Annotated in this window: 17 protein-coding genes; 12 read left to right on the forward strand and 5 right to left on the reverse strand. The window is 68.6% G+C overall.

What is annotated here, in order from left to right; genetic code table 11:
• Positions 1–71: 71 nt before the first annotated feature.
• The 7 genes from AC1DEZ_RS13160 (at position 72) to trxA (ending at position 12,760) form a co-directional block, all read left to right on the forward strand.
• Positions 72–2,552 (forward strand): sensor histidine kinase, encoded by a 2,481-nt coding sequence (locus AC1DEZ_RS13160; protein ID WP_476779788.1) that lies wholly within the window; start codon positions 72–74, stop codon positions 2,550–2,552.
• Entirely contained in the window at positions 2,549–4,096 is a 1,548-nt protein-coding gene (tsaE, locus tag AC1DEZ_RS13165) for a tRNA (adenosine(37)-N6)-threonylcarbamoyltransferase complex ATPase subunit type 1 TsaE (protein WP_441509323.1), read from the forward strand. Before AC1DEZ_RS13160 ends, tsaE begins: the two co-directional genes overlap by 4 nt.
• Positions 4,097–4,265: 169 nt before the next feature.
• Entirely contained in the window at positions 4,266–4,970 is a 705-nt protein-coding gene (locus AC1DEZ_RS13170) for a nucleotidyltransferase family protein (protein ID WP_441510090.1), read from the forward strand.
• Positions 4,963–8,070: a double-strand break repair protein AddB gene (gene addB / locus AC1DEZ_RS13175; protein WP_441509322.1), complete on the forward strand. Its 3,108-nt coding sequence runs from the start codon at positions 4,963–4,965 to the stop codon at positions 8,068–8,070. Before AC1DEZ_RS13170 ends, addB begins: the two co-directional genes overlap by 8 nt.
• Positions 8,067–11,549 (forward strand): double-strand break repair helicase AddA, encoded by a 3,483-nt coding sequence (addA, locus tag AC1DEZ_RS13180; protein ID WP_441509321.1) that lies wholly within the window; start codon positions 8,067–8,069, stop codon positions 11,547–11,549. Before addB ends, addA begins: the two co-directional genes overlap by 4 nt.
• A 116-nt stretch (positions 11,550–11,665) precedes the next feature.
• On the forward strand, positions 11,666–12,322 hold the full coding sequence (locus tag AC1DEZ_RS13185; RefSeq protein ID WP_441509320.1) for a DUF1345 domain-containing protein: 657 nt from the start codon (positions 11,666–11,668) through the stop codon (positions 12,320–12,322).
• A gap of 117 nt (positions 12,323–12,439) precedes the next feature.
• Positions 12,440–12,760 (forward strand): thioredoxin, encoded by a 321-nt coding sequence (trxA, locus tag AC1DEZ_RS13190; RefSeq protein WP_038366779.1) that lies wholly within the window; start codon positions 12,440–12,442, stop codon positions 12,758–12,760.
• 91 nt (positions 12,761–12,851) lie between these two features.
• On the opposite strand, the gene AC1DEZ_RS13195 is transcribed toward trxA, so the two are convergent.
• Positions 12,852–13,244, reverse strand: a complete 393-nt coding sequence (locus tag AC1DEZ_RS13195) for a DoxX family protein (protein WP_441509319.1) — start codon at positions 13,242–13,244, stop codon at positions 12,852–12,854.
• 268 nt (positions 13,245–13,512) lie between these two features.
• On the opposite strand from AC1DEZ_RS13195, the gene AC1DEZ_RS13200 reads away from it, so the two are divergent.
• On the forward strand, positions 13,513–15,663 hold the full coding sequence (locus tag AC1DEZ_RS13200; RefSeq protein WP_441509318.1) for a transglycosylase domain-containing protein: 2,151 nt from the start codon (positions 13,513–13,515) through the stop codon (positions 15,661–15,663).
• Positions 15,664–15,669: 6 nt separating this feature from the next.
• Here the strand turns inward: AC1DEZ_RS13200 and AC1DEZ_RS13205 are convergent, their stop codons facing one another.
• From AC1DEZ_RS13205 to AC1DEZ_RS13215, 3 genes are read right to left on the reverse strand one after another with little or no spacing between them, the layout of a single operon-like run.
• On the reverse strand, positions 15,670–16,866 hold the full coding sequence (locus tag AC1DEZ_RS13205) for a multidrug effflux MFS transporter (RefSeq protein WP_441509317.1): 1,197 nt from the start codon (positions 16,864–16,866) through the stop codon (positions 15,670–15,672).
• Between the two features lie 57 nt (positions 16,867–16,923).
• Entirely contained in the window at positions 16,924–17,568 is a 645-nt protein-coding gene (locus AC1DEZ_RS13210) for a glutathione S-transferase family protein (RefSeq protein ID WP_441510089.1), read from the reverse strand.
• A 29-nt stretch (positions 17,569–17,597) separates the two neighbouring features.
• Positions 17,598–18,785 (reverse strand): diaminopropionate ammonia-lyase, encoded by a 1,188-nt coding sequence (locus tag AC1DEZ_RS13215; RefSeq protein ID WP_441509316.1) that lies wholly within the window; start codon positions 18,783–18,785, stop codon positions 17,598–17,600.
• A gap of 100 nt (positions 18,786–18,885) precedes the next feature.
• Here AC1DEZ_RS13215 and AC1DEZ_RS13220 point away from each other — a divergent pair, with 100 nt between their 5' ends.
• Together AC1DEZ_RS13220 and AC1DEZ_RS13225 are read left to right on the forward strand one after the other, a co-directional pair.
• The gene (locus tag AC1DEZ_RS13220; RefSeq protein ID WP_441509315.1) at positions 18,886–19,365 is read left to right on the forward strand and encodes an Lrp/AsnC family transcriptional regulator; all 480 of its coding nucleotides are present in this window, start codon (positions 18,886–18,888) and stop codon (positions 19,363–19,365) included.
• A gap of 115 nt (positions 19,366–19,480) precedes the next feature.
• Positions 19,481–21,271 (forward strand): chloride channel protein, encoded by a 1,791-nt coding sequence (locus AC1DEZ_RS13225; protein WP_441510088.1) that lies wholly within the window; start codon positions 19,481–19,483, stop codon positions 21,269–21,271.
• On the opposite strand, the gene AC1DEZ_RS13230 is transcribed toward AC1DEZ_RS13225, so the two are convergent.
• Positions 21,237–21,794: a hypothetical protein gene (locus AC1DEZ_RS13230; protein ID WP_476779789.1), complete on the reverse strand. Its 558-nt coding sequence runs from the start codon at positions 21,792–21,794 to the stop codon at positions 21,237–21,239. The genes AC1DEZ_RS13225 and AC1DEZ_RS13230 overlap by 35 nt on opposite strands.
• A gap of 114 nt (positions 21,795–21,908) precedes the next feature.
• On the opposite strand from AC1DEZ_RS13230, the gene AC1DEZ_RS13235 reads away from it, so the two are divergent.
• Positions 21,909–23,033, forward strand: coding sequence for an ABC transporter ATP-binding protein (locus AC1DEZ_RS13235; RefSeq protein WP_441509313.1), 1,125 nt, complete (start codon positions 21,909–21,911; stop codon positions 23,031–23,033).
• 15 nt (positions 23,034–23,048) lie between these two features.
• Complete coding sequence (locus tag AC1DEZ_RS13240; RefSeq protein ID WP_441509312.1) at positions 23,049–24,179, forward strand: ABC transporter substrate-binding protein; 1,131 nt, start codon at positions 23,049–23,051, stop codon at positions 24,177–24,179.
• The last annotated feature ends 78 nt before the right edge of the window (positions 24,180–24,257 follow it).

Below are 24,257 nucleotides of genomic sequence, written 5' to 3' on the forward strand. Positions count from 1 at the left end.
GCTCTCTAAGCCGATTCCGACGAGTGTGGCGGATTTGGCGGCTGCGGCCGCCGCGAGATGATGGGCGCAGGATGAGACGGTTGAGGCAACAGAGGCGGGCTGGGGACTGGACTCCGCGCGCATTGCTGCCTGCCTTGACCGCTTCGGTCGCTTCCGCCCCCGCCTTTGCGCAGGATCACTGGCTGGCGCCGATGCGGGTCGACATGATGAGCACGGGCGCGCTTTCGCTGACGCTCACCGGACTGACGGTCTTTGCCGCGACGACCTCGCTTCTCTATGTCCGCGAGCGCGCCCGCTGGCAAAAGCGCGAAGCCAAGCTGGCGGCAGATCTCGAAGCCGCGCGCAGCCATCAGGAACGACTCTCGATCCTTCTGGGAGCTGACCCGCAAGTCGTCGTGAGCTGGAACGGGCGGGACGCGCAGCCGGTCTTCGAGGGTGACAGTGGCTTTCTCGGCGCTCCAGGAGCTGCGCTCGCACTGGCCTATGGCAGCTGGGCGGCGCCTGCCGACGCCAAGCGGCTGGAACTCGCCACCGACGCGCTGAAGGAACGCGGAGAGGCTTTTACGGTCACTTTGCGCAGCAAGGCCGGACCTTTCATCGATATCGAGGGACGGCCCGTGGCGGGCCGGGCCGTCATCCGCTTCCGCGAGGTTACCGGCGAGCGGGCGCAGGTCATGACGCTGCGCGGCGAATTGGAGCGCGTCACGGCGGATCACGCGGCGCTCGCCCATTTGCTCGCGGGGCTCCCGCACCCGGCCTGGATGCGCGACGCCGATGGTCGCCTGACATGGGTCAACGCCGCCTATGCGCGGGCTGTCGAGGCCAGCGATGCGGCGAGCGCGGTGAAGGGCGGTCTCGAGCTGCTCGACCGGGCCGAGCGCGAGGCGGCGACGCGGGCGCGGCGCGAAGGCAGCCCCTTTACGGCACGGGCTCCGGCGGTTGTCGCGGGCCAGCGCCGGACCTTGGACATCGTCGAGCTGCCGGTTGCGACGGGCTTTGCCGGGTTCGCCACGGATATGAGCGAGCTGGAAGCGGTGCGGGCCGATCTTCAGCGCCAGATGGATGCCCATGTCCGCACGCTCGACCGGCTGAAGACGGCGGTTGCGGTCTTCGACGGCTCGCAGCGCCTCGTCTACCGCAACTCCGGCTTCGACACGCTCTGGTCGCTGGACGGCGGCTTCCTCGACGGTCTGCCGACCGACGGCGAAATCCTCGATCGGCTCCGGGCCGAGCGGCGCCTGCCCGAGCTCGGCGACTACCGCAGCTGGAAGGCGGCGGCCCAGGCTGCCTACACCGCGACGCGCGCGAGCGAGGATTGGTGGTATCTGCCGGACGGGCGCACCATCCATGTCGTCGCCAGCCCCAATCCGCAGGGCGGCGTGACCTATCTCTACGATGACGTCACCGAGCGCTTCACACTCGAATCGCGCTTCAATGCGCTCTCCCGCACCCAGCGCGAGACGCTGGACTCGTTGCGCGAAGGCGTTGCCGTATTCGGCTCGGACGGGCGGCTCAAGCTTTCCAACCCCGCCTTCGCCCAGTCCTGGCGCATCCAGGGCGGCGATCTCGCCGCCAGCACCCCGCATATCGACGAGGTCATTCGGCTGTGCCGGCCGCTCTTCCCGCAGGACGAGGTCTGGAGCGAGTTGCACAGCGTAGTCACCGGCGTGCGCGATGCGCGCGAGGATTATCGCAGCCGGATGGAGCGGCGCGATGGCACCGTGCTCGACATGGCGGCCGCGCCGCTGCCGGACGGCGCGACGCTGATTTCCTTCGCCGACGTCACCGCCAGCGTGAATGTCGAGCGGGCGCTGACCGAGAAGAACGAGGCGCTGGAGCGCGTCTCGCGGCTGCGCGAGGACTTCGTCCACCACGTCTCCTACGAGCTGCGCTCGCCGCTGACCAACATCATCGGTTTCGCCCAGCTGCTGGGCACCGAAACGGTCGGCCCGCTCAATGAGAAGCAGCGCGACTATGCCTCGCATATCGTGCGCTCCTCGGGCGCGCTGCTCGCCATCATCAACGACATTCTCGACCTCGCCACCATCGACAACGGTGCGCTGACGCTGGAGATCCAGGATGTCGACGTCGCCGATACGATCGCCCAGGCCGCGGCCGGACTGCACGACCGGCTGACCGACAGCAGGCTTGAGCTCAAGGTCGAGATCGATCCGCGCACCGGGCCGCTGCGTGCGGATGGCAAGCGCTTGCGACAGGTGCTGTTCAACCTGCTCTCCAATGCGATCGGCTTCTCCTCGCCCGGCCAGGCCGTCGCCGTCAGCGCGACGCGGCAGGGCAGCGACATCCGTATCACCGTGGCCGATCAGGGCCGCGGCATCCCGGCCGAGGTCATGGAGAAGGTCTTCGAGCGCTTCGAGAGCCATTCTCTCGGTTCGAGCCATCGTGGCGTCGGCCTCGGGCTATCGATCGTCCGGTCCATCGTCGAATTGCACGGCGGCCATGTCGAGATCGACTCCGCGCCGGGCCGTGGCACGAAGGTGACGGCCATCTTCCCGGCTCAGGGCATGCCGCTGTCGGACGCTGCTGAATGACGGAAGAAGCCCGCAAGGCCGGCCTGCACCGGCTCGTGCTGGTGGATGAGGCGGCGACGCTGCGTCTCGCCGCCGACATCGCCGCGATCCTGAAACCGGGCGACATCGTCGCGCTTTCCGGCCATCTCGGCTCCGGCAAGTCGCTGCTGGCGCGCGCCATCCTGCGCGACCTCGCGGACGACCCCGCGCTGGAGGCGCCGAGCCCGACCTTCACCCTCGTCCAGAGCTACGACACCCGGCGCGGCCTCGTGCTGCACGCCGACCTCTACCGCGTGCGCTCGCCGGACGAGCTCGACGACATCGGCCTGATCGAGGATGTCGAGCGGCTGATCACGCTGGTCGAGTGGCCGGACCGCGCCGGCACGCGCCTGCCCGCAGGTCGCAGGCTCGACATCGTGCTCGACGTCGACCCCGACAATCCGGAGACCGGCCGCATTGCCGATCTCTCGGGCGGCGTGCTCTGGAAGCAGCGGCTCGCCATCGCCGTGGCCTCGCGCCGCCTGCTCGACGCTTCCGGCTGGGGCGGCGCGCGCCGCGATTTCATGCTGGGCGACGCCTCGACGCGCGCCTATGAGCGGCTGACGCAGCCAACCGGCGAGACCGCCGTGCTGATGATCTCGCCGCCGCGTCCCGACGGCCCGCCGATCCGCCTCGGCAAGCCCTACAGCACACTGGCTCACCTCGCCGAGAACGTCGACGCTTTCGTCGCGATGGATCGCGGCCTGCGCTCGCTGGGCTACTCCGCGCCCGAGATCTTCGCCGAGGATCTGAACACCGGCCTGCTCGTCATCGAAGATCTCGGCAACGAGGGCGTGATCGACGCCGAGCGTCGGCCGATCGCCGAACGCTACGAAGCCGCCGCCAGGCTGCTCGCCGACCTCCACCGTCACACCCTGCCGGCGATCCTGCCGGTGGCCGAGGGGCGAGACCATCCGATCCCGGAATACGACCGGCAGGCGCTGGCGATCGAAACCGAGCTCATCCTCGAATGGTACGCCCCGCATATCGCCGGCGTCACCCTGCCGGCGGTGACGCAGGCTGAATTCGCCCGCATCTGGAACAAGCTCTTCGACGAAATCCTTGCCCAGCCCACGACCTGGACGCTGCGTGACGTTCATTCGCCGAACCTGATCTGGCTGGAGCGGCGCGAGGGCCTCGCCAAGCTCGGTCTTATCGATTTCCAGGACGCGGTGCTCGGTCACCCCGCCTATGATCTCGCGGCGCTCGGCCAGGATGCGCGCGTCGATGTTCCCGCCTCGTTGGAACTGAGGCTGCTGGCTGCCTATGGCGCAGCCCGGCGCACTGAGGCGCCCGACTTCGACCTCGCCGGTTTCGCTCGCGCCTATGCGATCCTCGGCGCGCAGCGCAACACCAAGATCGCGGGCATCTTCGCCAGGCTCGACAAGCGCGACGGCAAGCCGGACTACCTCAAGCATCTGCCGCGCATCGAGACCTATCTGCGCCGCAACCTCGAACACCCCGCCCTCGAAGAGCTGAAGGGCTGGTATCAGGCCCATATGCCCAAGCTGTTCGAGTTGGAGTGAACGGGCTCTTCGTCATGCTCGCCCCGGGGGCGAGCATCCGCGCTTCGAACACGGCCTTGAAGACGTGGATGGTCGGGACAAGCCCGACCATGACACGCTATGGATGGCCATCCGTCCGCTTCGGGAGATTCGCGTGACTTCAACCGCTTCGCTGCCGATCCGCCGGGCGATGGTGCTGGCGGCCGGGCTCGGGCAGCGCATGCGCCCCATCACCGACACGCTGCCGAAGCCGCTGGTGAAGGTCGGCGGCAAGACGATGCTGGACCATATGCTCGACCGGCTGGCGGATGCCGGCGTCGAGGAGGCCGTCGTCAACGTCCATCATCTCGCCGGGCAGGTCGAGGCGCATGTTGCCGGACGCACCACCCCGCGCATCGCCATCTCTGACGAGCGCACCGAGTTGCTCGAGACCGGCGGCGGCGTGAAGAAGGCGCTGCCGCTGCTCGGCGCCGCGCCGTTCTTCCACGTCAATTCCGATGCGCTCTGGCGCGAAAGCGGGCGGCCCGCCATGCAGGCGATGGCCGAAGCCTGGAACCCCGGGCAGATGGACATGCTGCTTTTGCTCGCCGAGCGCGAGACCAGCCTCGGCTTCGACGGCGCCGGTGATTTCTTCCTCGGAGAGGACGGCCGCCTGACCCGTCGCGGCGCGGCAGCGAGCGCACCCTGGGTCTATGCCGGCGTCGCCATCCTGAAGCCGGAGCTCTTCGCCGAGACGCCCGAGGGGCCGTTCTCGCTGAACCTGCTCTTCGACCGCGCCATCGCCAGCGGCCGCCTGTTCGGCGAGGTGCTGGAGGGGCGCTGGCTGCATGTCGGCACGCCCGAGGCGATCGCGCCGGCCGAGGCTGCCTTCGCCGCACAGCCGGTCGATGCCTGAGCTCAACCTGTTCAGCATACCCGCCGGCGCACCCTTCCTCGAGGTGCTTGCGGGGGCGATGCTGGATGGGCGGCTGGGGCCCGTCCATGACCCGGCCGATCCGGCCGCGATGGCACGGGCGACGCTTTACCTGCCGACCCGTCGCGCTGCCCGCGCCTTCACCGCGATCCTGGCCGAGAAGCTCGGCGGCAAGCCGCTGCTGCTGCCGCGCATCGTTCCGCTCGGCGATGTCGACGAAGCCGAGACGGCGCTGATCGGCTCCGGTGCCTGGACGGGCGAGCGTCTCGCTCCGGTCGAGCCGCTGCAGCGCCGCATGCTGCTGACCCGGCTCGTCGACGCCTGGGGTCGCACCGCCAACCGCAGCCATCTCAGGCTTGACCCTTCCGAGCCGTCGCTGGTGCCGGCCACGCTGGGGGAGGCCTATGGACTCGCCGGCGATCTCGCCGCCCTGCTCGACCAGATGCAGACCGAAGGCGTGCCGGTCGAGAAGCTCGCCGGCCTCGACGCCGCCCGTTTCGACAGGGTCTGGCAGCTCAATGCCAGCTTCCTCGCCATCCTCGGCGAGGCCTGGCCGCAGATCCTTGCTGATCAAGGCGCGATCGACCCGGCCGAGTTTCGCAATCGCATGCTGGCAGCCGAGCGCGAGCGCTTGCTCGCGGGCGGGGCGAGGGGGCCGATCATCGCCGCAGGCTCGACCGGCACCGTCCCGGCCACGGCGCGGCTGCTCTCGGCCATCGCTCGGCTTCCAAGCGGGGCGGTCATCCTGCCCGGCCTGGATCTCGGGCTGGACGAGCGCGCCTGGAACGCCATCGCCAAGGAACCCGCCCCGTCGCATCCGCAGGCGGCGCTGCATCAGCTGATGGAGACGCTTCGAGCCGAGCGCGCCGATGTCCGCGAACTTGCTGTGCCCGACGCGGCACGCCATGCACGGGGGGAGCTGCTGCGCGAGGCGATGCTGCCGGCCTCGGTGACGGAACTCTGGGCCAGCCTCGGCCAGCGCTTCGCGCCCGGCGAGGCGGAAGCAGGCTTCGCCGGACTGCGTATCGTCGAGACGGCCGACGAGCGCGAGGAGGCGCTCGCTGTCGCCATCGCACTGCGCGAGACGCTGGAGCGGCCGCAGGCGCGGGCCGCGCTGGTCACGCCGGATCGCGGCCTTGCCGAGCGCGTCGCCGTCGAACTCGCGCGCTGGGGCGTCGAGGTCGATGATTCCGCCGGCCAGCCGCTCGGCCGATGGCCGGCCGGGTCGCTGCTGCGGCTGATCCTTGAAGCGGCCTTGGGACATATGACGCCGGCCTCGCTCGTCCCGCTCTTTGGTCATCCGCTCTGCCGGCTGGGCTTGGGCCGGGAAGCCCTGACGCGGGGCGCCGCGGCGCTGGAGATCGGCTGCTGGCGCGGCAATGCCGTCGGCCGGGGGCTGGCGGGCCTGCATGTCGCGCTCGCTCAGTGGAACGAGCTGCGCGAGGCCGGACACGTTCCCGGCCCGCGTAAACGATTGACGGGGGAGGATGCAGCCGCTGCGGCGAGCGTGCTCCATGCGCTGGAAGCAGCCTGCGCGCCGCTGCTCGAAGCGCTTTTCCTCGGCGAGCCCTCGCTTGCCGTTGTCGCCGTAGCCGCACGGGCGGCCGTCACCGCTGTCAGCGCGACGGAGGCCGGCACGCCGCTCGCTTTCGTCGGCCCTGACGGCGAGGCGCTGGCCGGGCTGTTCGACGAACTCGACGGGGCGAAGGAAGTCATGCCGCCCGGCGGACGGCCGCAGGATTTCGTCGCGATTCTCGACGGCCTGCTCGCCGAGCGAGCGGTCAAGCGGGCGACACCGGGCCATCCGCGCGTGGCGATCTGGGGACTGCTCGAAGCACGCCTGCTCGAAGCCGATCATGTCGTGCTCGGCGGCTTGAACGAGACGGTCTGGCCGCCGCAGACCACGACCGATTCCTTCATCAACCGGCCGATGCGCGCCGAGCTCGGCTTGTCGCCGCCGGAGCGCCGCATCGGCCAGACCGCGCATGATTTCGTTCAGGCGCTGATGGCGCGCGAGATCACGCTGACGCGGCCGCGCAAGGTCGGCGAGGCCGAGACCATCGCCTCGCGCTTCTGGCAGCGCTTGCAGGCGGTGACGCCGAAGGAGGCATGGAGCAGGGCGCGCACGGACGGGGACCGTCTGCGCGGACTCGCTGCGCTCTTGAGCGCCCCCGCAGCCGCGAAGCCGGTCGCGCGGCCGGCGCCGCGCCCGCCGCGCGCATTGCAGCCGCTCTCGCTCAGCGTCACCGAGGTCGAGACGCTCTATCGCGACCCCTACCAGATCCACGCCCGCAAGATCCTGAAGCTCGATGCGCTCGACGCGCTGATCGAGGATCCGACCGCGCAGGATCGTGGCCGGCTGCTGCACGATATCGTCGAGAGCTTCACCGCGACCTATCCCGAGCAACTGCCGGCGGACGCGTTGGGACAGTTTATCGCCATCGGCGACAGGCTGTTCCGCGACTTCGACGACGTGCCGGAGGTACGCGCTTTCTGGTGGCCGCGCTTCCTGCTGACGGCCGGGCATTACATCCGCTGGGAGGAGCGCCGGCGGCCCGTTATCGCTCGCATCGGCGTCGAGCTGTTCACCGGGGCGAGTTTCAAGCTGGCCGACGGCAGCGAATTCCGGCTCAGCGGCCGCGCCGACCGCATCGAGCTGACGCGTGAGCCGGCGCTGCGCATCGTCGATTTCAAGACCGGTGCGCCGCCGAGCAAGGCGCAGGTCGAAAAAGGATTCGCACCGCAATTGACCTTGGAAGCCGAGCTCGCGGCGCGCTCCGGCTTCAAGGGGCTCGCGGGGCCGACGCCGGTCGAGGCTGTCATCTACATGAAGCTCCACCACGACCCGAAGGGCTGGGCCAAGGACAAGCCGCTCGATTTCGACGGCGAGCCGCTGGCCGATGTCGCGGCGCGCCATCTCGAGAACCTGCTCAAGCACGTCGATGCCTTGCGCTCCGGCCGCGAGGCCTATGTCTCCCGCCGCGCGCCGGACTACATCCGCTACGCCAGCCCCTATGATCACCTGGCCCGGGTCAAGGAATGGTCGGCTGCGCCCGGCGGCGACGAAGGAGGCGAGGCGTGAAGCCGGGCTGGATCGTCCCGCCGCTGACCAACCAGCGCCAATCGCTGGCCGCCGATCCCGGCCTCTCGGCCTGGGTCTCGGCCAATGCGGGCTCCGGCAAGACCCATGTGCTGGTCAACCGCGTCCTCAGGCTCCTGCTCGACGGTGTGCAGCCGAGCCGCATGCTCTGCATCACCTATACCAAGGCGGCCGCCGCCAACATGGCGAACCGCATCTTCAAGGCGCTCGGCACCTGGGCGACGCTGGATGAGGCCGTCCTTGCGAGAGAGCTGACCAATCTGACCGGTCGTGTTCCCGCTGCGGCGGAGCGCGCCAAGGCGCGCCGTCTCTTCGCCGAGGCGCTGGAGACGCCGGGCGGGCTGCGCATCGAGACGATCCACGCCTTCTGCACCCGCGTGCTGCAGGCCGCGCCCTTCGAGGCCAATGTGCCGCCGCGCTTCGAGGTGGCGGATGATCTCGCCCAGGCCGAGATGCTGCGCGAGGCGCGGCGCGAATTGCTGGCCTTGGTCGCCGCGAATCCGGGCGGAGCGGAGGCCCGCGCGCTCGATCTGCTGGCGCAGCTCGCGGCGCAGGATTCCTTCGAGACGATGGTGCAGGAGGCTTTGCGCCAACGCGCGCTGTTCAGTGACGAGAACGGCCGTGCCCGCGACCCTGCTGTGATGAAAGCAGGCATCGCCGCCTTCCTCGGCATCGACGCGGATCTCGATGCCGACACGGTGAAGCGCCAGTTCCGCGCCGAGTTTGCCGCCTTGCCGGGTTTGCAAGCGCTGATCGAGGCGTTGCAGGCCGGCAGCGCGACGCGTCAGAACCTCGCCGCGAACCTGCGCGCCCTGCTTGCCGGGCAGGACGACGGCGACCCCATTGCCTTCTGTAGGCGCGGTTTCATCACCGAGGCCGGCACGATCAATGCGAACATCCGCGGCAAGGGCAAATCCGAATTCGACGGCGCCGTGCTGGCGACGCTGGAGGCTCTCGCCGCCTGCCTGCTGACGGCGGCGGACGCGGTCAACGCTATCGCGATCCGCGACCGCAGCGCGGCGCTCGCTTTGCTGGTCACGCGCATGCTTGCCTCCTACCAGCGCCAGAAGAGCCTGCGCTCGCTGCTCGATTATGACGACCTGATCGCCCGGACGCGCTCGCTGCTTGAGCGGGTCGAGGCGGCCTGGGTGCTCTACAAGCTCGATGCCGGCATCGACCACATCCTGCTCGACGAGGCGCAGGACACCGGCGAGGCGCAATGGGCGATCCTGCGCAAGCTCGCCGAGGAATTCACCGGCGGCGGCGACCTCAGGCCGAAGCCGCGTACGATCTTCGTGGTCGGCGACGAGAAGCAGTCGATCTATGGTTTCCAGGGTGCCGCGCCCGCCGCCTTCAGCGAGGAGCGCCGTGCGCTCGGCCGGCGCGTCGCGGAGGCGGAACTCGCCTTCGAGGCGATCAGCCTCAACACCTCCTTCCGCTCGGCACCGGATATCATGCAAGCGGTGGATGCGGTCTTCGCCTTGCCCGACCATGCGCGCGGTCTCGTCTTCGACGGCGCCGCACGGCCGGAGATGCACGACACGGTGCGCCGCAGCGCGCCCGGAACGGTCGATATCTGGCCTGTAGCTGCCAACGACACCGGCGAGCCGCCGGACGCCTGGACCACGCCGGTCGATGCGCCGGAGCGGCGCGGCGGCACGGTAAAGCTCGCCGAACGCATCGCACGGACCTTGCAGCGCTGGCATCGCGACCGCCGCGACGACCGCGGCAACCCCTTCGCCGCCGGCGACGTGATGATCCTGCTGCGCCAGCGCGGCGCTCTCTTCGAGGCGATCGTCAAGGCGCTGAAGGATGCCGGCGTGCCCGTCACCGGCCGTGACCGGCTGACGTTGGCCGAGCATCCGGCGGTGGAGGATCTCGTCGTGCTCGGCCGGGCGCTGTTGCTGCCGGACGACGACCTGACGCTCGCCACCGCTTTGAAGACGCCGCTGATCGACCTGAACGACGACGATCTGCTGCGGCTCGCGCCCGGCCGCACGGGTTCGCTCCGAGCTGCCCTGCAGGAAGCTGCGGCGAGCGAGCCGCGTTATGCCGCTGCCGAAGCCAAGCTCGCCGGCTGGGCGCGCGAGGCCGGCCGTTCCGGCCCTTTCCGCTTCTTCGCCGGGCTGCTCGGCCCCGGCGGCGGGCGCAATCTCGCTCTGGCCCGGCTCGGCGCTGAAGCGGGCGATGCGCTCGATGCCTTCCTCAACGCCGCGCTCGACCATGAGCGGCGCTACGGCCCCTCGCTCGCCGGCTTCCTCCAGCACGTCACCGGCAGCGCCGCCGACGTGAAGCGCGACCTCTCGGCCAGTGCCGGCGAGGTCCGTGTCATGACCGTCCATGGCTCGAAGGGACTCGAGGCGAAGATCGTGATCCTCGCCGATCTCGGCGTCGAGCCCGGCGCCAAGCGCCTGCCGAAGATCCTCGCCGTGCCGGCGCTGCGCACGGGCCTCGTCCCGATCTGGCCACCGGCGAGCGCCGAGGACACGCAGGCGACCGCCGCGGCCAAGGCCATCGTCGTCGCGCAGATGGTCGAGGAGCATCACCGCCTGCTCTATGTCGCCATGACTCGCGCCGAGGATCGCCTGATCGTCTGCGGCGCGCAGCCCAAGGGCGAGGCGCCGGCCGGAAGCTGGTACGCGATGATTGCGGAAGGGCTCGCCCAGTCGGAGGCGGGCTTGCGCCAGATCGGCGAGGGCGAGGAGGCGGTCTTGCGCTTCTCCGTCACGCCGCCTGTTTCGATGGGCGAGGAGATCGAAGCTCCTGGAGGCGAGCCGACCCTGGCGCCGCCCATCTGGCTGACGAAGCCGGTTGCGCGCGAGGCCGAGCCCGCGCCGCCGTTGAAGCCGTCGAGCGCCCTCTCGGCAGCCGATGGCGAGGAGCGGCCGGGCGACGGCCCGTTCCTCGCGGAGGCGGCTGCCGCCGGCCGGCTGGCGCATCTCCTGCTCCAGCTCCTGCCTGATGCGCCGGTCGAGCGTCGCGCCGGGGCGGCCGAGGCGCTGGCGCAGGCGCGCGGCGGCGCGCTGCCCCCGGAACGGCGAGCCCGCATCGTCGCCCAGGCGCTTGCTCTGCTGGATGAGCCCGCCCTTGCCGCACTCTTCGCCGAAGGGGCGCTGGCCGAGGTGCCCGTTGCCGGCGCCATCCGCTTGCCGGACGGTGCGGTGCGCGCGGTATCGGGCCGGATCGACCGCCTGGCCGTCACGGCCGACAGCGTCGTCATCGCCGATTTCAAGACGACGGCCCGGCCGCCGGAGCGAGCCGATGCGATTTCGGCCGGGACGCTGGCGCAGCTCGCGGCCTATGCCGCGCTGATGCGGGAGATCTATCCGGGTCGGACAATCCGGGCGCTGGTCGTCTACACCGCGAATCTCGCCCATTTCGAGCTTGCTGCCGCGCAACTCGACGCGGCGCTTCTCGCCTTGGCCGGTACGGCGGCGAACGATAGCGTCGGCCTCTCCTAGAGCACTCCCGCGCTTCTCCGAAACGCGGAAGTGCTCTATCTCTTTGTTTTATCGCATTTTCTTCACGCGAATCGGTGTCCGCTTCGCTCGAAAATGCTCTAGGGATCGTCCCGGCCATGAAGCTCCTGCCATCCTTGCTGCTGCGTCCGCGGCTTCTGGCGGCCCTGGGTGCCGGCGTGGGGTTGGCGGCGCTGCTACCCGGCGACTGGCGGTGGGCAACGCGCTTCCTGGTGGCCTGGGATGCCGGCGCGATCTTCTATCTCGGCCTGCTTGGCTCGACGATGTTCACCGAGTCGGTCGACGAGATCAGGGCGCGGGCCGAGCGGCAGGACGAGGGCGCCTTCGCCATCCTCATCATCGCCTGCCTGGCGGCGAGCGCCAGCCTGGTCGCCATCGTGGTTCAGCTCAGCGGCATCGGGGCGGTTCCGGCCGGCGAGCGCGGCTCCCATCTCGCACTGGGCGGTGTCACGATCCTGTGTTCATGGACGCTGCTGCACGCCTTCTTCACGCTGCACTACGCCGGCATCTACTATCGCGGTGGCAAGGCCAAGCCCTGCCTCGATTTTCCGGGCAAGACCGATCCGAACTACGTCGATTTCCTGTATTTCTCCTACACGATCGGCTGCACCTCGCAGACCTCGGACATCGGCGTGACGACGCGGCAGGCGCGCGCCGTCGTGCTGCTGCATTCTGTCCTCGCCTTCGTCTTCAACACCTCGATCCTGGCCATGGCGATCAATGTCGGCGCGAGCCTGGTCTCGGGCGGCTCGTGACGCGCCGGCCTCGCCTCAGCCCTGCGATGCACGCGCCTTGACCGGAGGGGCGGGCGTTCATAGCTTCGCTGGCGAAGGGTGGCACTGCCGCCCGTTGAAACCGAAAGGCGGCCAGTCATGGCAACGAGCAAGGTAACCGATCAGAGCTTCGAGGCCGATGTCCTGAAGTCGTCCGAGCCGGTTGTGGTGGATTTCTGGGCGGAATGGTGCGGCCCTTGCCGCATGATCGGCCCGGCGCTCGAGGAGATCGCGACCGAGCTCAACGGCAAGGTCAAGATCGTCAAGATGAACGTCGATGAGAATCAGCAGATCCCGGCGCAGTTCGGCATTCGCTCGATCCCGACGCTGATGCTGTTCAAGGACGGCAAGCTCGCCTCGCAGAAGGTCGGCGCCGCGCCGAAGAGCGATCTGTCGCGCTGGATTTCGGCCGCAGTCTGAGCCCTCGCGAATTCCTTATGAAGAAGGCCCGCTTTCGGTTGAAAGCGGGCCTTTTCGATTCGTCGAGCCGGAGGCCTTTGAATTCTGGTTCTCAGGCGCGGCTTTGCTTGTCGACCGCGAAGGCGCCCGAGCCGGCGAAGACGAAGTAGAGGAAGACGAAGCAGTAGAGGATCGCGGCGTCGCCGCCGTTGAGAGCCGGGTAGAGGCTCTTCGGCGCATGCGCCATCCAGTAGGCGAAGGCCATCTGGCCCGAGAGCACGAAGGCGACGATCCGGGTCTGGAAACCGACGAGCATCAAAAGGCCGCCGACCAGTTCGAGCGTGCCCGCGAACCACATGAGCGTAAAGGCCGAGGGCAGCGCGCCACTGGCCGGTGGGGCCGGGAAGCCGAAGAGCTTCTGCGTGCCGTGCAGGATGAAGATCAGTGCGGTGACGATACGCAGCAGGCCGAGTACATGCGGCGCATAGCGATTGAGCGAGTTCATCTGTGTCCTCTGTCGGAGAAAACGAAACGAAAGACGATAGGTTCCTGCGCGTTTCCCGCCCGGCTTGTAGGCAGGGCTTCAGATTTTGCGCAATATCCCGTTCGATGACGATTTCGTTTGCGCATTTGCAAGTTTGATCACGTTCTCGCGACGGCTGTGTCCTCCTTGCCGCGCCGCACCCTTAACCGTCCCTTAAAAGCGCCATGTTTGAATCCTGTGTGACCTGACCGCATTTGCGAAGGCGGCGTGTCGGCCGAAACGGGGCAGGATGAACGACCGGACCAAACGGGGCGAGCGGCGCGAGCCGTCCTTCGACGACGAGAGCGGCGCGAGCCGCGACGATTTCGACATGCGCGTTTCTGACGACGATCGCCCGCTTCACCGCCACCGCGCTGCGCCGCGCCCGCAGCCGCGCAGCCAGCCCGTGCGCAACAAGCGCAGCGGCGGGGGAGGCGGCGGCAAGCGCCGCGGGCGCCGGCGGCGTTCGCTGCTCGGCGGGCTGTTCTACTGGACGATGGTGCTCGGCCTGTGGTGCGCCATCGGGCTCGGCGGGTTCATCGCCTATCACGCTTCGCAGCTGCCGCCGATCGATCAGCTCACCGTCCCCAAGCGACCGCCGAACATCGCGATCCTCGCGGCCGACGGCTCGCTCCTCGCCAATCGCGGCGAGACCGGCGGGCGCACCGTCACGATCGGCGAAATTCCGCCTTATCTGCCGAGGGCCTTCGTCGCGATCGAAGACCGACGCTTCTACGAGCATTTCGGCATCGACCCGGTCGGCATCACCCGCGCCATCGTCACCAACCTGCGCGGCCGGAGCGGCATGCAGGGCGGCTCGACGCTGACGCAGCAGCTCGCCAAGAACCTGTTTCTGACGCAGGAGCGCACCGCCGCCCGCAAGATCCAGGAGGCGATCCTGGCGCTCTGGCTGGAGCGAACCTACACCAAGGATCAGATCCTCGAGCTCTACCTCAACCGGGTCTATTTCGGCTCGGGCGCCTATGGCGTCGAGGCAGCGGCACAGCGTTACTTCAACAAGTCGGCGCGCTCGGTGACGATCGCGGAGGCGGCGATGCTCGCCGGCCTCGTCCAGGCGCCCTCCCGCCTGGCGCCCAACCGCAACCCGGATGCTGCCGAGAAGCGCGCCCAGCTCGTCATCTCGGCGATGGCCGAGCAGGGCTTCATCTCGCAGGCGGCGGCCAAGACCGCGCTGACCACGCCGGCCGAGGTGCCCGAGCGCGTCGGCGCCGGTTCGGTCAACTATGCCGCCGACTACGTCATGGACGTGCTCGATGACTTCATCGGCGCGGTCGAGGGCGACGTGACCGTACTCACCACCCTCGATACCAAGCTGCAAGCCAGCGCCGAGACGACCCTGGTCGATGCGCTCTCCGCACAGGGTGCGAAGCTCAACGCCTCGCAGGGCGCGGTGGTGTCGCTCGCGCCTGATGGAGCGATCCGCGCGCTGATCGGCGGGCGGGACTACACCAAGAGCCAATTCAACCGGGCAACGGCGGCGCGGCGCCAGCCGGGCTCCTCCTTCAAGCCCTTCGTCTATCTGACCGCGATCGAGAAAGGCATGACGCCGGACACGATCCGTGACGACGCGCCGGTCTCGATCAAGGGCTGGGAGCCGGAGAACTATTCCCGCACCTTCCGCGGTCCGGTGACGCTGGCGACGGCCATGCAGCATTCGCTCAACACGGTCGCCGCCCGGCTGATCCAGGAGGTGACGCCCAAGGAAGTCGTCCGCACCGCCCAGCGCCTCGGCATCTCCTCGGCCCTGCAGCCGAACCTGTCGCTGGCGCTAGGAACCTCGGAGGTGACGCCGCTGGAGATGACCGCTGCCTACGCCACTTTCGCCAATGGCGGCCAGTCGGTGCTGCCCTATGTCATCCGCGAGGTGCGCCAGACCAATGGCAAGGTCGTCTATGCCCGCAAGGCCGCGGGTCTCGGCCAGGTCATCCAGCCGCAACAGCTCGCGATGATGGACACGATGTTCAACGGCGTGATGAACGGCGGCACCGGCAGCAAGTTCAACATCCCGGGTTGGCAGGTCGGCGGCAAGTCCGGCACGACGCAGGATTACGGCGACGCCTGGTTCATCGGCTTCACCGCCAAGCTCGTCACGGCCGTCTGGGTCGGCAACGACGACAATTCGAAGATGAAGCGCGTGACCGGCGCCGGCCTGCCCGGCGAGATCTGGGGCAAGTACATGAAGGCCGCCCATGCCGGCGCGCAGCCCATTCCGCTGCCCGGAGGCCTCTGGCAGGGCGCGCCGAAGACGATCTTCGGCGACGGCGCGCCGGTGGCCGATGCCGGCACTCCGGCGCCGGCCCAGCCGGCCAGCTCGGATCGCGCCTGGGTCAAACCGGCGCCGCAGGAGCGCAACTTCTTCGAGCGGCTCTTCGGCGGCTGATCCAGCCTAGGCCTTCGCCCCTCGGATGGAGCGCGTCGCCCGGAACAGCACGAGGGCGGCGACACCGAGCGTCGACATCACCAGCGGCAGCGGCAGCGCCGCGTTCTTGAGAAGATGGCCGACGAGCAGCCCGACGCAGGCCGAGAGCAGCATCTGGCACAGGCCGTTGAAGGACGAGGCGGCGCCGGCCCGGTCCGGGAAGGGCATCATCGCCGAGGCCTGGGCCTGCGGCATGGTGAGCCCGACGCCGCAGGCATAGAGCGCCATCGGCACGACGACGCCTGCCGCCCCGCCGAAACCGGTGAGCACGCCGACCAGCATTGCGAGACCGCCTCCGGCGAGGCAGGCGACGCCGATGGCGATGACGCCGTCCATGCCGCGCCGCCCGACCAGGCGCTGCGCGATGATCGTGCCGGTGATGTAGCCGAGCACGCCGAAGCCGAAGGAGAAGCCGTACGCGACCGGCGTCAGCCCATAGATGCCGATCAGCACGAAGGACGAGCCGGAGATGAAGGCGAAGAGGCCGGCATAGGCCAGGGCCGTCAGCGCGACATAGACGCGGAAGGCGCGGTTCTGCAGCAGGACGCCGAAGCCGCGGAAGATCGCTACGGCTGAGAGCGGCTGCGGCGAGCGCACGCGCAGCGTCTCCGGCATCACGGTCATGATGACGGCGGCGAGAGCAAGCCCGAAGGCGAGCGAGGCGAGGAAGGTCGAGCGCCAGCCGAAGGCGACCTGCAGCACGCCGCCGAGCACCGGCGCGACGGCTGGGACGAGGCCCATGATCATGCCCATGCGCGCGAGTTCCCGCCCGGCGCGCGGGCCGTCATAGAGATCGCGTACCATGGCGCGCCCGAGCACGATCGGGCCGGAGGCACCGAGCGCTTGCAGAGCCCGCGCAAATGTCAGCGCCCCGATCGAAGGCGCGAGCGCGCAGACCAGCGTCGCCAGCGTGAAGAGGCTCAAGCCCGCGAGCAGGACAGGCTTGCGGCCGAGGCGGTCCGAGAGCGGCCCCCAGAAGATCTGCCCGGCGGCGAAGCCGAACAGGAAGGAGGAGAGCGTTGCCTGCGCGCCCGCCACATCCGTCTCCATCACCCGCGCGATCTCGGGCAGCGAAGGCAGGTAGAAATCGGTGGAGAGCGGGCCGAGCGCCGTCAGCATGGCGAGGACGGCGGTCATCGCCAGCGTATCGGGACGAAGCTTCATGAACGGCCTCCGGCGCAGCCGGATCCGGCTGCGCGCCCCTGCTACGACGCCAACGCGTTATCCGGCAATCGGGGTCGGCGCGGGGCCGTCCTGTGTCTCGCCGTGATAGGCCGTGGCACGCATCGAGGAACGCTCGGAGAATTCCTGGTACCAGCGCGCCAGCCGGGGGCGCCTGGCCCGGAAATCCGGCAGCGCACGGAATTCCAGCCAGGCCAGCGCCGTTGCCAGCCCGATCTGCCCGACATCGACGGGGCCGTCGAACGGCGCTTGCTGCTCCAGCAGGTCATAGGATTCGAGCAGCTTCGCAGTCTGTCCCTCCTGGAGTGGCGGGTAGCGCAGAGGCTCCGGCCGCCGCAGCGTTTCCCAGCGCAGCGCGATGCCTGCATCGCACAGCCCCTGCGCCACGGAATGCAGCCGCAGCGCCTGCCAGCGCTCGGCCCCAGTGGCGGGGATCAGCCTGCGCCCCGTGTGCAGCGCGTCGAGATAGTCGCAGATCACCAGCGAATCGAAGATCGCTCCGGCCTCGGGCGTGATCAGCACGGGCACCTTGCCGAGCGGATTGACCGCGAAGACGGCCGGATTGCGGTTGGTCGGGCTGGTTTCATGATCGATGATGACGAGACGATCGGCGATGCCGGCCTCATGCGCGAAGACGATCGTTTTGCGCGCATAGGGCGAATGGCTCTGCGAAAAGAGCGTCAGCCGCTCGGGCTGGACCTGCGCCGATGCGGTCATGCCGCAACCTCGGCCGGCTCGAGGCCGACCAGCTCGGCGTAGCGAACGGGGTCGGTCGCGCCCTCCGTGTTGACCAGGAAGACGCGCGAGGAGGCGTCGAGCTTGAGTGCCGCCCGCGTTTCAGGGTTGCGCAGCGCCGCGATCAACCCGGCGAGCCCGGCCGCTCCGCTTTCGCCAGCGACGATGGCGGGATCGCCCGCGACGGGGCGGGCGAGGCGGTTCATCGCCTCGACGGCATCGGAATCCTCCGCCGTCAGGAAGGCGTCGGCGGCGCGATAGAGCACGCGCAGAGCCAGCGGCGAGGGATCGTAGCATTCGAGCATCGCCATCACGGTCGGCGCGCCATGGGCGATTTTGACCGGCCGGCCCAGCCGTGCCGCTTCGAAGATGCAGGCCGCCCGCGACGGCTCGACCACGGTGAAGAACGGCCGCTCATCGCCGAAGCGCGTCTGCATCTGCGCGGCAAGCGCCGCCGCGATGCCGCCGACGCCGGCCTGCACGAAGATGTGGGTCGGCTGCGCTGGCATCTGCGCCAGCGCCTCGCATGCGATGGCGGTGTAGCCTTGCATGACCAGACCGGGAATGCGTTCATAGCCGTCCCAGGAGGTGTCGGAGACGATGGTCCAGCCCTGCGCGGTCGCGACACGCGCCGCCTCGACGACGGAATCGTCATAGGTGCCGGAAACCCGCACCATCTGCGCGCCGAAGCGGGCGATCGCCGCGACGCGTTCGTCGCTGACGCCGCCATGGACGAAAATCACCGCCTTGGCGCCGAGCAGCTCGGCGCCCTGCGCCACCGAGCGGCCGTGATTGCCGTCGGTCGCGCAGGCGAAGGTCATTCCGGCGGCCACGGTGCGGACAGCGGGGTCGTTCATGTCGGCATCGCTCAGGGGGCGGCCGAGCTTTTCGGAAGCGGCCTCCAGAGCCAGCCGGATCACCGCATAGGCACCGCCCAGCGCCTTGAAGCTGCCGAGGCCGAGGCGCTGCCCCTCATCCTTGATGAAGAGCGCGCCGATCCCGAGCGCAGCAGCGAGGCCGGGCAGGCTGTGCAGCGGCGTCGGGGCATGGTTCCGGCGTTGGGCGAGATGCGCCTCGATCGCATCAGCACCCGAAGGACCGAGCGTCTCGACATCCTCGGGATGGAGAGCGGAGCGGTAGTCGGGATGGTGGTTGAGCAGGAACATGGCGACCTCGGTGCGTGCTCATGAATGGATATTGCAAGCGCGGCGAAATAGGCGCTGGATTTCCGCCAAGCCGATGCAAGTTTCTTTCTCAGGACGCGCCATGCCCGAGCCTGCCGCTCACGATCTCGACGCCTTCGACCGCGCCATCCTCGCCATCCTCCAGCAGGACAACACCACGCCGCAGCGTGTGATCGGCGAGCGCGTCAATCTCTCGGCCCCGGCCGTGCAGCGCCGCATCCGCCGGATGGAGGCGAGCGGCGTCATCCGCGCCAATGTCGCGGTGGTCGATCCGGCGGCGCTCGGCCATCCGATCACGCTCTTCGTCGAGGTCGAGCTGGTCAGCGAGACGGCTGTCGATATCGACGCGGCCAAGACGGCCTTCCTCGCGGCACCCGAAGTGCAGCAATGCTACTACGTCACCGGCGAGGTCGATTTCATGCTGGTGGTGCTGGTGCCGAGCATGGCGGCCTATGAGGCGCTGACGCGTCGGCTCTTCTTCGCCAATTCCAATATCCGCAAGTTCCGCAGCTTCGTCGCCATGGACCGGGTGAAGACGGGGCTCGCCGTGCCGGTCTCGTAGCGGCCCCGCGGCAGGCGCAGGCGCGGCATCGCCTGCGCGTCTTGTTCTGGCCGCGACGATATGCGACCGCGGGAGGATGTGACGAACGAGCCTGACGGGCCTTGCCTTGATCACTGTGAAAGCCACCCCAGCAACCGCCGGAGCGGGCGATGCGCCGCAGGGCTGGCGCGCGCTCATCCGTTCGAGCGAGATCGGCGTCGTTGTGCTGGCGTCGGTGGTCGGCGTCTTCGCTGGGCTGATCGTGCTGGCGATGTCCTTCGCGACCCAGCTGCTGCACGAGCTGATCTTCGGTCTCGCGCATAGCCAGCGCCTGTCGCTCAGCACGACGATCCCCGCCTGGCGGGCGCTCGTCGGCCCCATCCTCGGCGGTCTCGCCATCGGCGTGGCATCCTGGCTGTTCTTCCGCCGACGCAAGCAGCCCGTCGACCCGATAGAGGCCAATGCGCTGCATGGCGGGCGCATGTCGCTGCGCGACAGCGTTTTCGTCGCGCTGCAGACCATCGGCTCCAGCGGCGCGGGCGCCTCGGTCGGCCTGGAAGCCGGTTATACCCAGGCCGCGAGCGGGCTCGCCTCCCATATCGGCCGCCGCCTGCGCCTGCGCCGGGCGGATATGCGCCTGATGGTGGGCTGCGCCGCCGGCGGCGCCATCGGGGCTGCCTTCGATGCGCCGCTGACCGGCGCCTTCTATGCCTTCGAACTCATCCTCGGCAGCTACGCGATCGCGGCCTTCGTGCCGGTTATGGCGGCGACCTTCATGGCGACCGTGACCCACAGCCTGCTCGCGCCCTCGCTGCTCGCGGTCGAAGTGCCGCCGATCGGGCCGATCATCATCTCCGATCTGCCGCTCGTCGTCCTGCTGGGCGCGGCGTGCGGGCTCGCCGGCATCGTCGTCATGCGCGCCGCCGCCTTCGTCGAGGCCGGGTTCCGGCGTTCGCGGATCCCGACATGGCTGAGGCCGGCCTTCGGCGGCCTCCTCGTCGGTGCGCTGGCGATCTGGAGCCCCTCGGTGTTCTCGGCCGGCCATGGCGCCATCAATCTCTATCTCGGAGCGGACCGGGACCTGGCGCTCTTTGCCCTGGTGCTCGTCGCCAAGGCGCTGGCTTCCTCCATATCGATCGGCTCGGGCTTCCGCGGCGGCCTGTTCTTCGCCTCGCTGCTCCTCGGTGTGCTGACCGGGCGCCTCTTCATCGGCGTGCTGACGCTCGCCTTCCCGAACCTCGCCGGTCACGAGACCCTTTTTGCCCTCGTCGGCATGAGCTCGCTTGCGGTCTCGGTCGTCGGCGGGCCGATGACCATGGCGCTGCTCGCGCTCGAGATGACAGGCGATCTCAAGCTGACGCTCGCCGTCGTCGGCGCAGCCGGCGCGGCCTCGCTCGTCACGCGCCGCCTGTTCGGCTTCTCCTTCGCGACCTGGCGTTTCCATCTGCGCGGCGAGAGCATCCGCGGCGCCCATGATGTCGGCTGGATGCGGGACCTCACCGCCGGCAACATGATGCGTATCGAGGTGCCGAAGATCGCAGCCGACGCCACCATCGCCGAAGCCCGGCTGAAATACCCGCCGGGTTCCACCAATTATCTCGTCGCGATCGGCCCCGGCGAGGCCTATGCCGGCATGGTGCCGCCGGGCGCGCTCTACGAGCCGGACGCGGCGCTGGACGAGGAGGCGGAGGCCGAGCCGGCGCCGCGCACCGTGCGCCATCTCCTGCGCAATCCCGACCGCATGCTGCTGGCCGACATGTCGGTGCGCGACACGCTGAAGCTCTTCGACGAGTCGGAGAGCGAGGCGCTGCCGGTCGTCGCCGATCGCGACAGCCGTCGCCTCGTCGGCATCCTCAGCGAGGCGCATGCGATCAAGCGCTATAGCGACGAGGTCAGCCGCCGCAATCGCGAGCTGACCGGCGAGTAGCGGCCTGGCTCAGGCCGCGCAGGGCGACGCTCGCGACCACCCGCCACTCCGCGATCGGGATCTCCTGTCCCGACGTCACGATGCCGATCCGGTCGAAATGGATCGCCCGGCCGGCGAGACGTGCATGCACTTCCGCGATCGCAGCTGCCTTGGCCGCCGCTTCGACAGGTCCATAGAGCAGCGAAACATGCGGCATGAAGCTGTCGAGGCCTTCCGGATCGAGCGCGCGCTTAAGCTGCGCAAGCGGCTGCGAGATTGCGAAACGGGCATAGAACGAACGGAAGAAGGCTTCGCTCCCTTCGACCAGCGCGACGGGTTCCGAGAAGGCCGCGACCGTTTCCGCAGCAGCTGCGATCGCTCGCTCCAGCGCAGCGGTCGGCATCGCCGTGTCACCTTGCAGTGTCAGATGTGGCGCGAAGACGGGGGTGCCGAAACGCCCTGCCAGATCGCCGACGAGACCGCTCAGCATCGCCTCGTCGGAGGGAGACGCCATGAGCCAGAGAGAATGTATCTGCGCTGTCATCCAAGTTTCACAAAGCTCTTGCACATAGTGCGCCCCATACGTAATGTTTATTTCAATCACTCCAGTGAATGGAAGAAAAATTCCATTCACTGGACACAAAAACGAAGGCGGGGAGTGGGCACCTTGCAGCCGGAAACGCAAGCCAGAGCGGGTAGTGGCGCGGCCATCGGCGTGCGCGCGCTCAAGGTCTCCTATAGCGGCACGCGCGTGCTGCACGGCATCGATCTGGACTTCGCACCGGGTAGCTTCACGGCGCTGCTCGGCTCCTCCGGCTGCGGCAAGACGACCCTTCTGCGTTCCCTCTCGGGTTTCGTGCCGGTCGACTCCGGCTCGATCGTCGTCGGCGGCAAGGATGTCGCCGGATTGCCGCCGGAGAAGCGCGGCATGGCAATGGTGTTCCAGTCCTATGCGCTCTGGCCGCATATGACAGTGCTGCAGAACATCGGCTACGGCCTCAAGCTGCGGGGCAAGTCCAAGGCCGAGATCACGGCCAAGGTTGGGCAGATGCTGAGCTTTCTCGGGCTTGCCGGCTATGAGGATCGCAAGGTCACGGCGCTCTCCGGCGGCCAGCGCCAGCGTGTCGCGCTCGGCCGCGCGCTCGCCATCGACCCCGGCATCCTGCTGCTCGACGAACCGCTCTCGAACCTCGATGCCAAGATCCGCATGACGATGCGCCACGAGATCCGCGCCATCCAGCAGCGGCTCGGTCTCACCGCCGTCCATGTCACCCATGATCGCGAGGAGGCCATGACCATGGCCGACCGGCTCGTCATCATGCAGGCCGGGCGCGCCGCGCAGGTCGGGACGCCGGAAGAGGTATATGATCGTCCGGCCAGCGCCTTCGTCGCCAATTTCATGGGTGCGGAGAACGTGCTGCCGCTGCGCATCGAGCGCGGCGAGGGACGGGCTTCCGTCGCTGCCGGCGAAGCCCGCGCGACCCTTGCGGGCGAAGTCGCCGCCGGGCTGCCGGCCGGTGAGACGCTCGCCTATTTCCGCGATGATGTCGCGAGCCTCGGCGCGCTCGATGCGACGGCTGCCGATGGCGATCTCGTCGTCCCCGGCACGATCGCCGCGCGCGCCTATCCCGGTGGCATCTACCGCTACAAGGTCGAAGCCGCCGGCCGCCAGATCACGGTCGACGACGCCGACCGTCACGAACTCGGAACGAAGGTTGGACTGCGCATCCCGCTGCAGCGCCTTCACATCTTCCCGGCGACCGAGGCCGGGATCGCCGCCTGACAGGGAGTCAGACACATGCGCATTATCACGCTTGCCTGCTCGCTCGCTGCGCTGATGGTGGCTTCGCCGCTATCCGCGCAGACCCTCAACGTCGCCTCCGCGGGCGACCAGAACATGGTCGACTACGTCAAGGACTATCTCGGGCCGATGTTCGAGAAGACCCATCCGGGCGTGAAGGTCGTCTCGGTCGGCACCGGCCCCGGCGATTCCGGCTCGCAGAAGATCTATGAGAAGCTCGATGCCCAGAAGGGCGCCGCCGCGACCGATTTCGACGTGCTCGTCATCCATCAGAAGGCCGCCGGCCAGATGGTCAAGGAAGGGCTGCTGAACAAGTACACGGCCAATGTCGACACCTCGAAGCTGGTCTCCAGCGAGACGGCCAAGAACTCGCTCGGCTCGGATGTCTCCGGCTACGTCATGCCGATGTTCCAGTCGCAGACGGCGCTCGCCTACAACGCCGACATGCTGAAGAACCCGCCCGCCAACTTCGCGGAGCTGAAGGAGTGGGTGAAGAAGAACCCGAAGCAGTTCGGCTACAACGGCATCAAGGGCGGCATGTCCGGCGTCGCCTTCGTCGCCGGCTGGGTCTACGCCTTCGGCGGCGACGCCAACAAGCTGATCCAGGGCCCCTATGACGCGGCCGAGAAGGCCAAGTGGGACGCGGCCTTCAGCGAGCTCAAGGACTTCAACAAGAACGCCGTGATCACCCCCGGCAATGCCGGCACGCTCGACATGCTCAATCGCGGCGAGATCGCGATGGGCCCGGTCTGGGTCGACATGTTCTATTCCTGGCAGGCCGACGGCAAGCTGCCGCCGAGCATGAAGCTGAAGCTCGCCTCGCCCGGCATGCCCGGCCAGCCGATGTACTATGCGGTGCCTGAGAAGTCGGCGCAGAAGAAGCTGGCGGAAGAGTTCATCGCGCTCGCCACCAGCCCGCAGGTCCAGGCTGACGGCATCGTCAAGAAGTTCAACTGGTATCCGGGCATCGACGCCAAGAACCTCGAAGGCAAGCTCGACAAGGCCGCCTGGGACAAGCTCTTCACCGACATCACTCCGACGGACCTGTCGCAGAACGCCAAGCCCTTCCCGATCGCGCCCTACTTCAACGACATCCTCGAGGGCTACGAGAAGAAGGTCGCGAACTGAGGTTCGTTCTCTCGAAGGGCCGTCATTCGCGGAGTGCCTCCGCCGTCATCCTCGGGCTCGACCCGAGGATCTCATGAC

This window comes from Allobosea sp. 10L422 (assembly GCF_056395345.1).

What these genes read in the sequence shown, in the direction of transcription:
- AC1DEZ_RS13160 (WP_476779788.1), top strand. Translation starts at nt 72, where the DNA reads ATGAGACGGTTGAGGCAACAGAGGCGGGCTGGGGACTGGACTCCGCGC.
- tsaE (WP_441509323.1), top strand. Translation starts at nt 2,549, where the DNA reads ATGACGGAAGAAGCCCGCAAGGCCGGCCTGCACCGGCTCGTGCTGGTG.
- AC1DEZ_RS13170 (WP_441510090.1), top strand. Translation starts at nt 4,266, where the DNA reads ATGGTGCTGGCGGCCGGGCTCGGGCAGCGCATGCGCCCCATCACCGAC.
- addB (WP_441509322.1), top strand. Translation starts at nt 4,963, where the DNA reads ATGCCTGAGCTCAACCTGTTCAGCATACCCGCCGGCGCACCCTTCCTC.
- AC1DEZ_RS13185 (WP_441509320.1), top strand. Translation starts at nt 11,666, where the DNA reads ATGAAGCTCCTGCCATCCTTGCTGCTGCGTCCGCGGCTTCTGGCGGCC.
- trxA (WP_038366779.1), top strand. Translation starts at nt 12,440, where the DNA reads ATGGCAACGAGCAAGGTAACCGATCAGAGCTTCGAGGCCGATGTCCTG.
- AC1DEZ_RS13195 (WP_441509319.1), bottom strand. Translation starts at nt 13,244, where the DNA reads ATGAACTCGCTCAATCGCTATGCGCCGCATGTACTCGGCCTGCTGCGT.
- AC1DEZ_RS13200 (WP_441509318.1), top strand. Translation starts at nt 13,513, where the DNA reads ATGAACGACCGGACCAAACGGGGCGAGCGGCGCGAGCCGTCCTTCGAC.
- AC1DEZ_RS13205 (WP_441509317.1), bottom strand. Translation starts at nt 16,866, where the DNA reads ATGAAGCTTCGTCCCGATACGCTGGCGATGACCGCCGTCCTCGCCATG.
- AC1DEZ_RS13215 (WP_441509316.1), bottom strand. Translation starts at nt 18,785, where the DNA reads ATGTTCCTGCTCAACCACCATCCCGACTACCGCTCCGCTCTCCATCCC.
- AC1DEZ_RS13220 (WP_441509315.1), top strand. Translation starts at nt 18,886, where the DNA reads ATGCCCGAGCCTGCCGCTCACGATCTCGACGCCTTCGACCGCGCCATC.
- AC1DEZ_RS13230 (WP_476779789.1), bottom strand. Translation starts at nt 21,794, where the DNA reads ATGACAGCGCAGATACATTCTCTCTGGCTCATGGCGTCTCCCTCCGAC.
- AC1DEZ_RS13240 (WP_441509312.1), top strand. Translation starts at nt 23,049, where the DNA reads ATGCGCATTATCACGCTTGCCTGCTCGCTCGCTGCGCTGATGGTGGCT.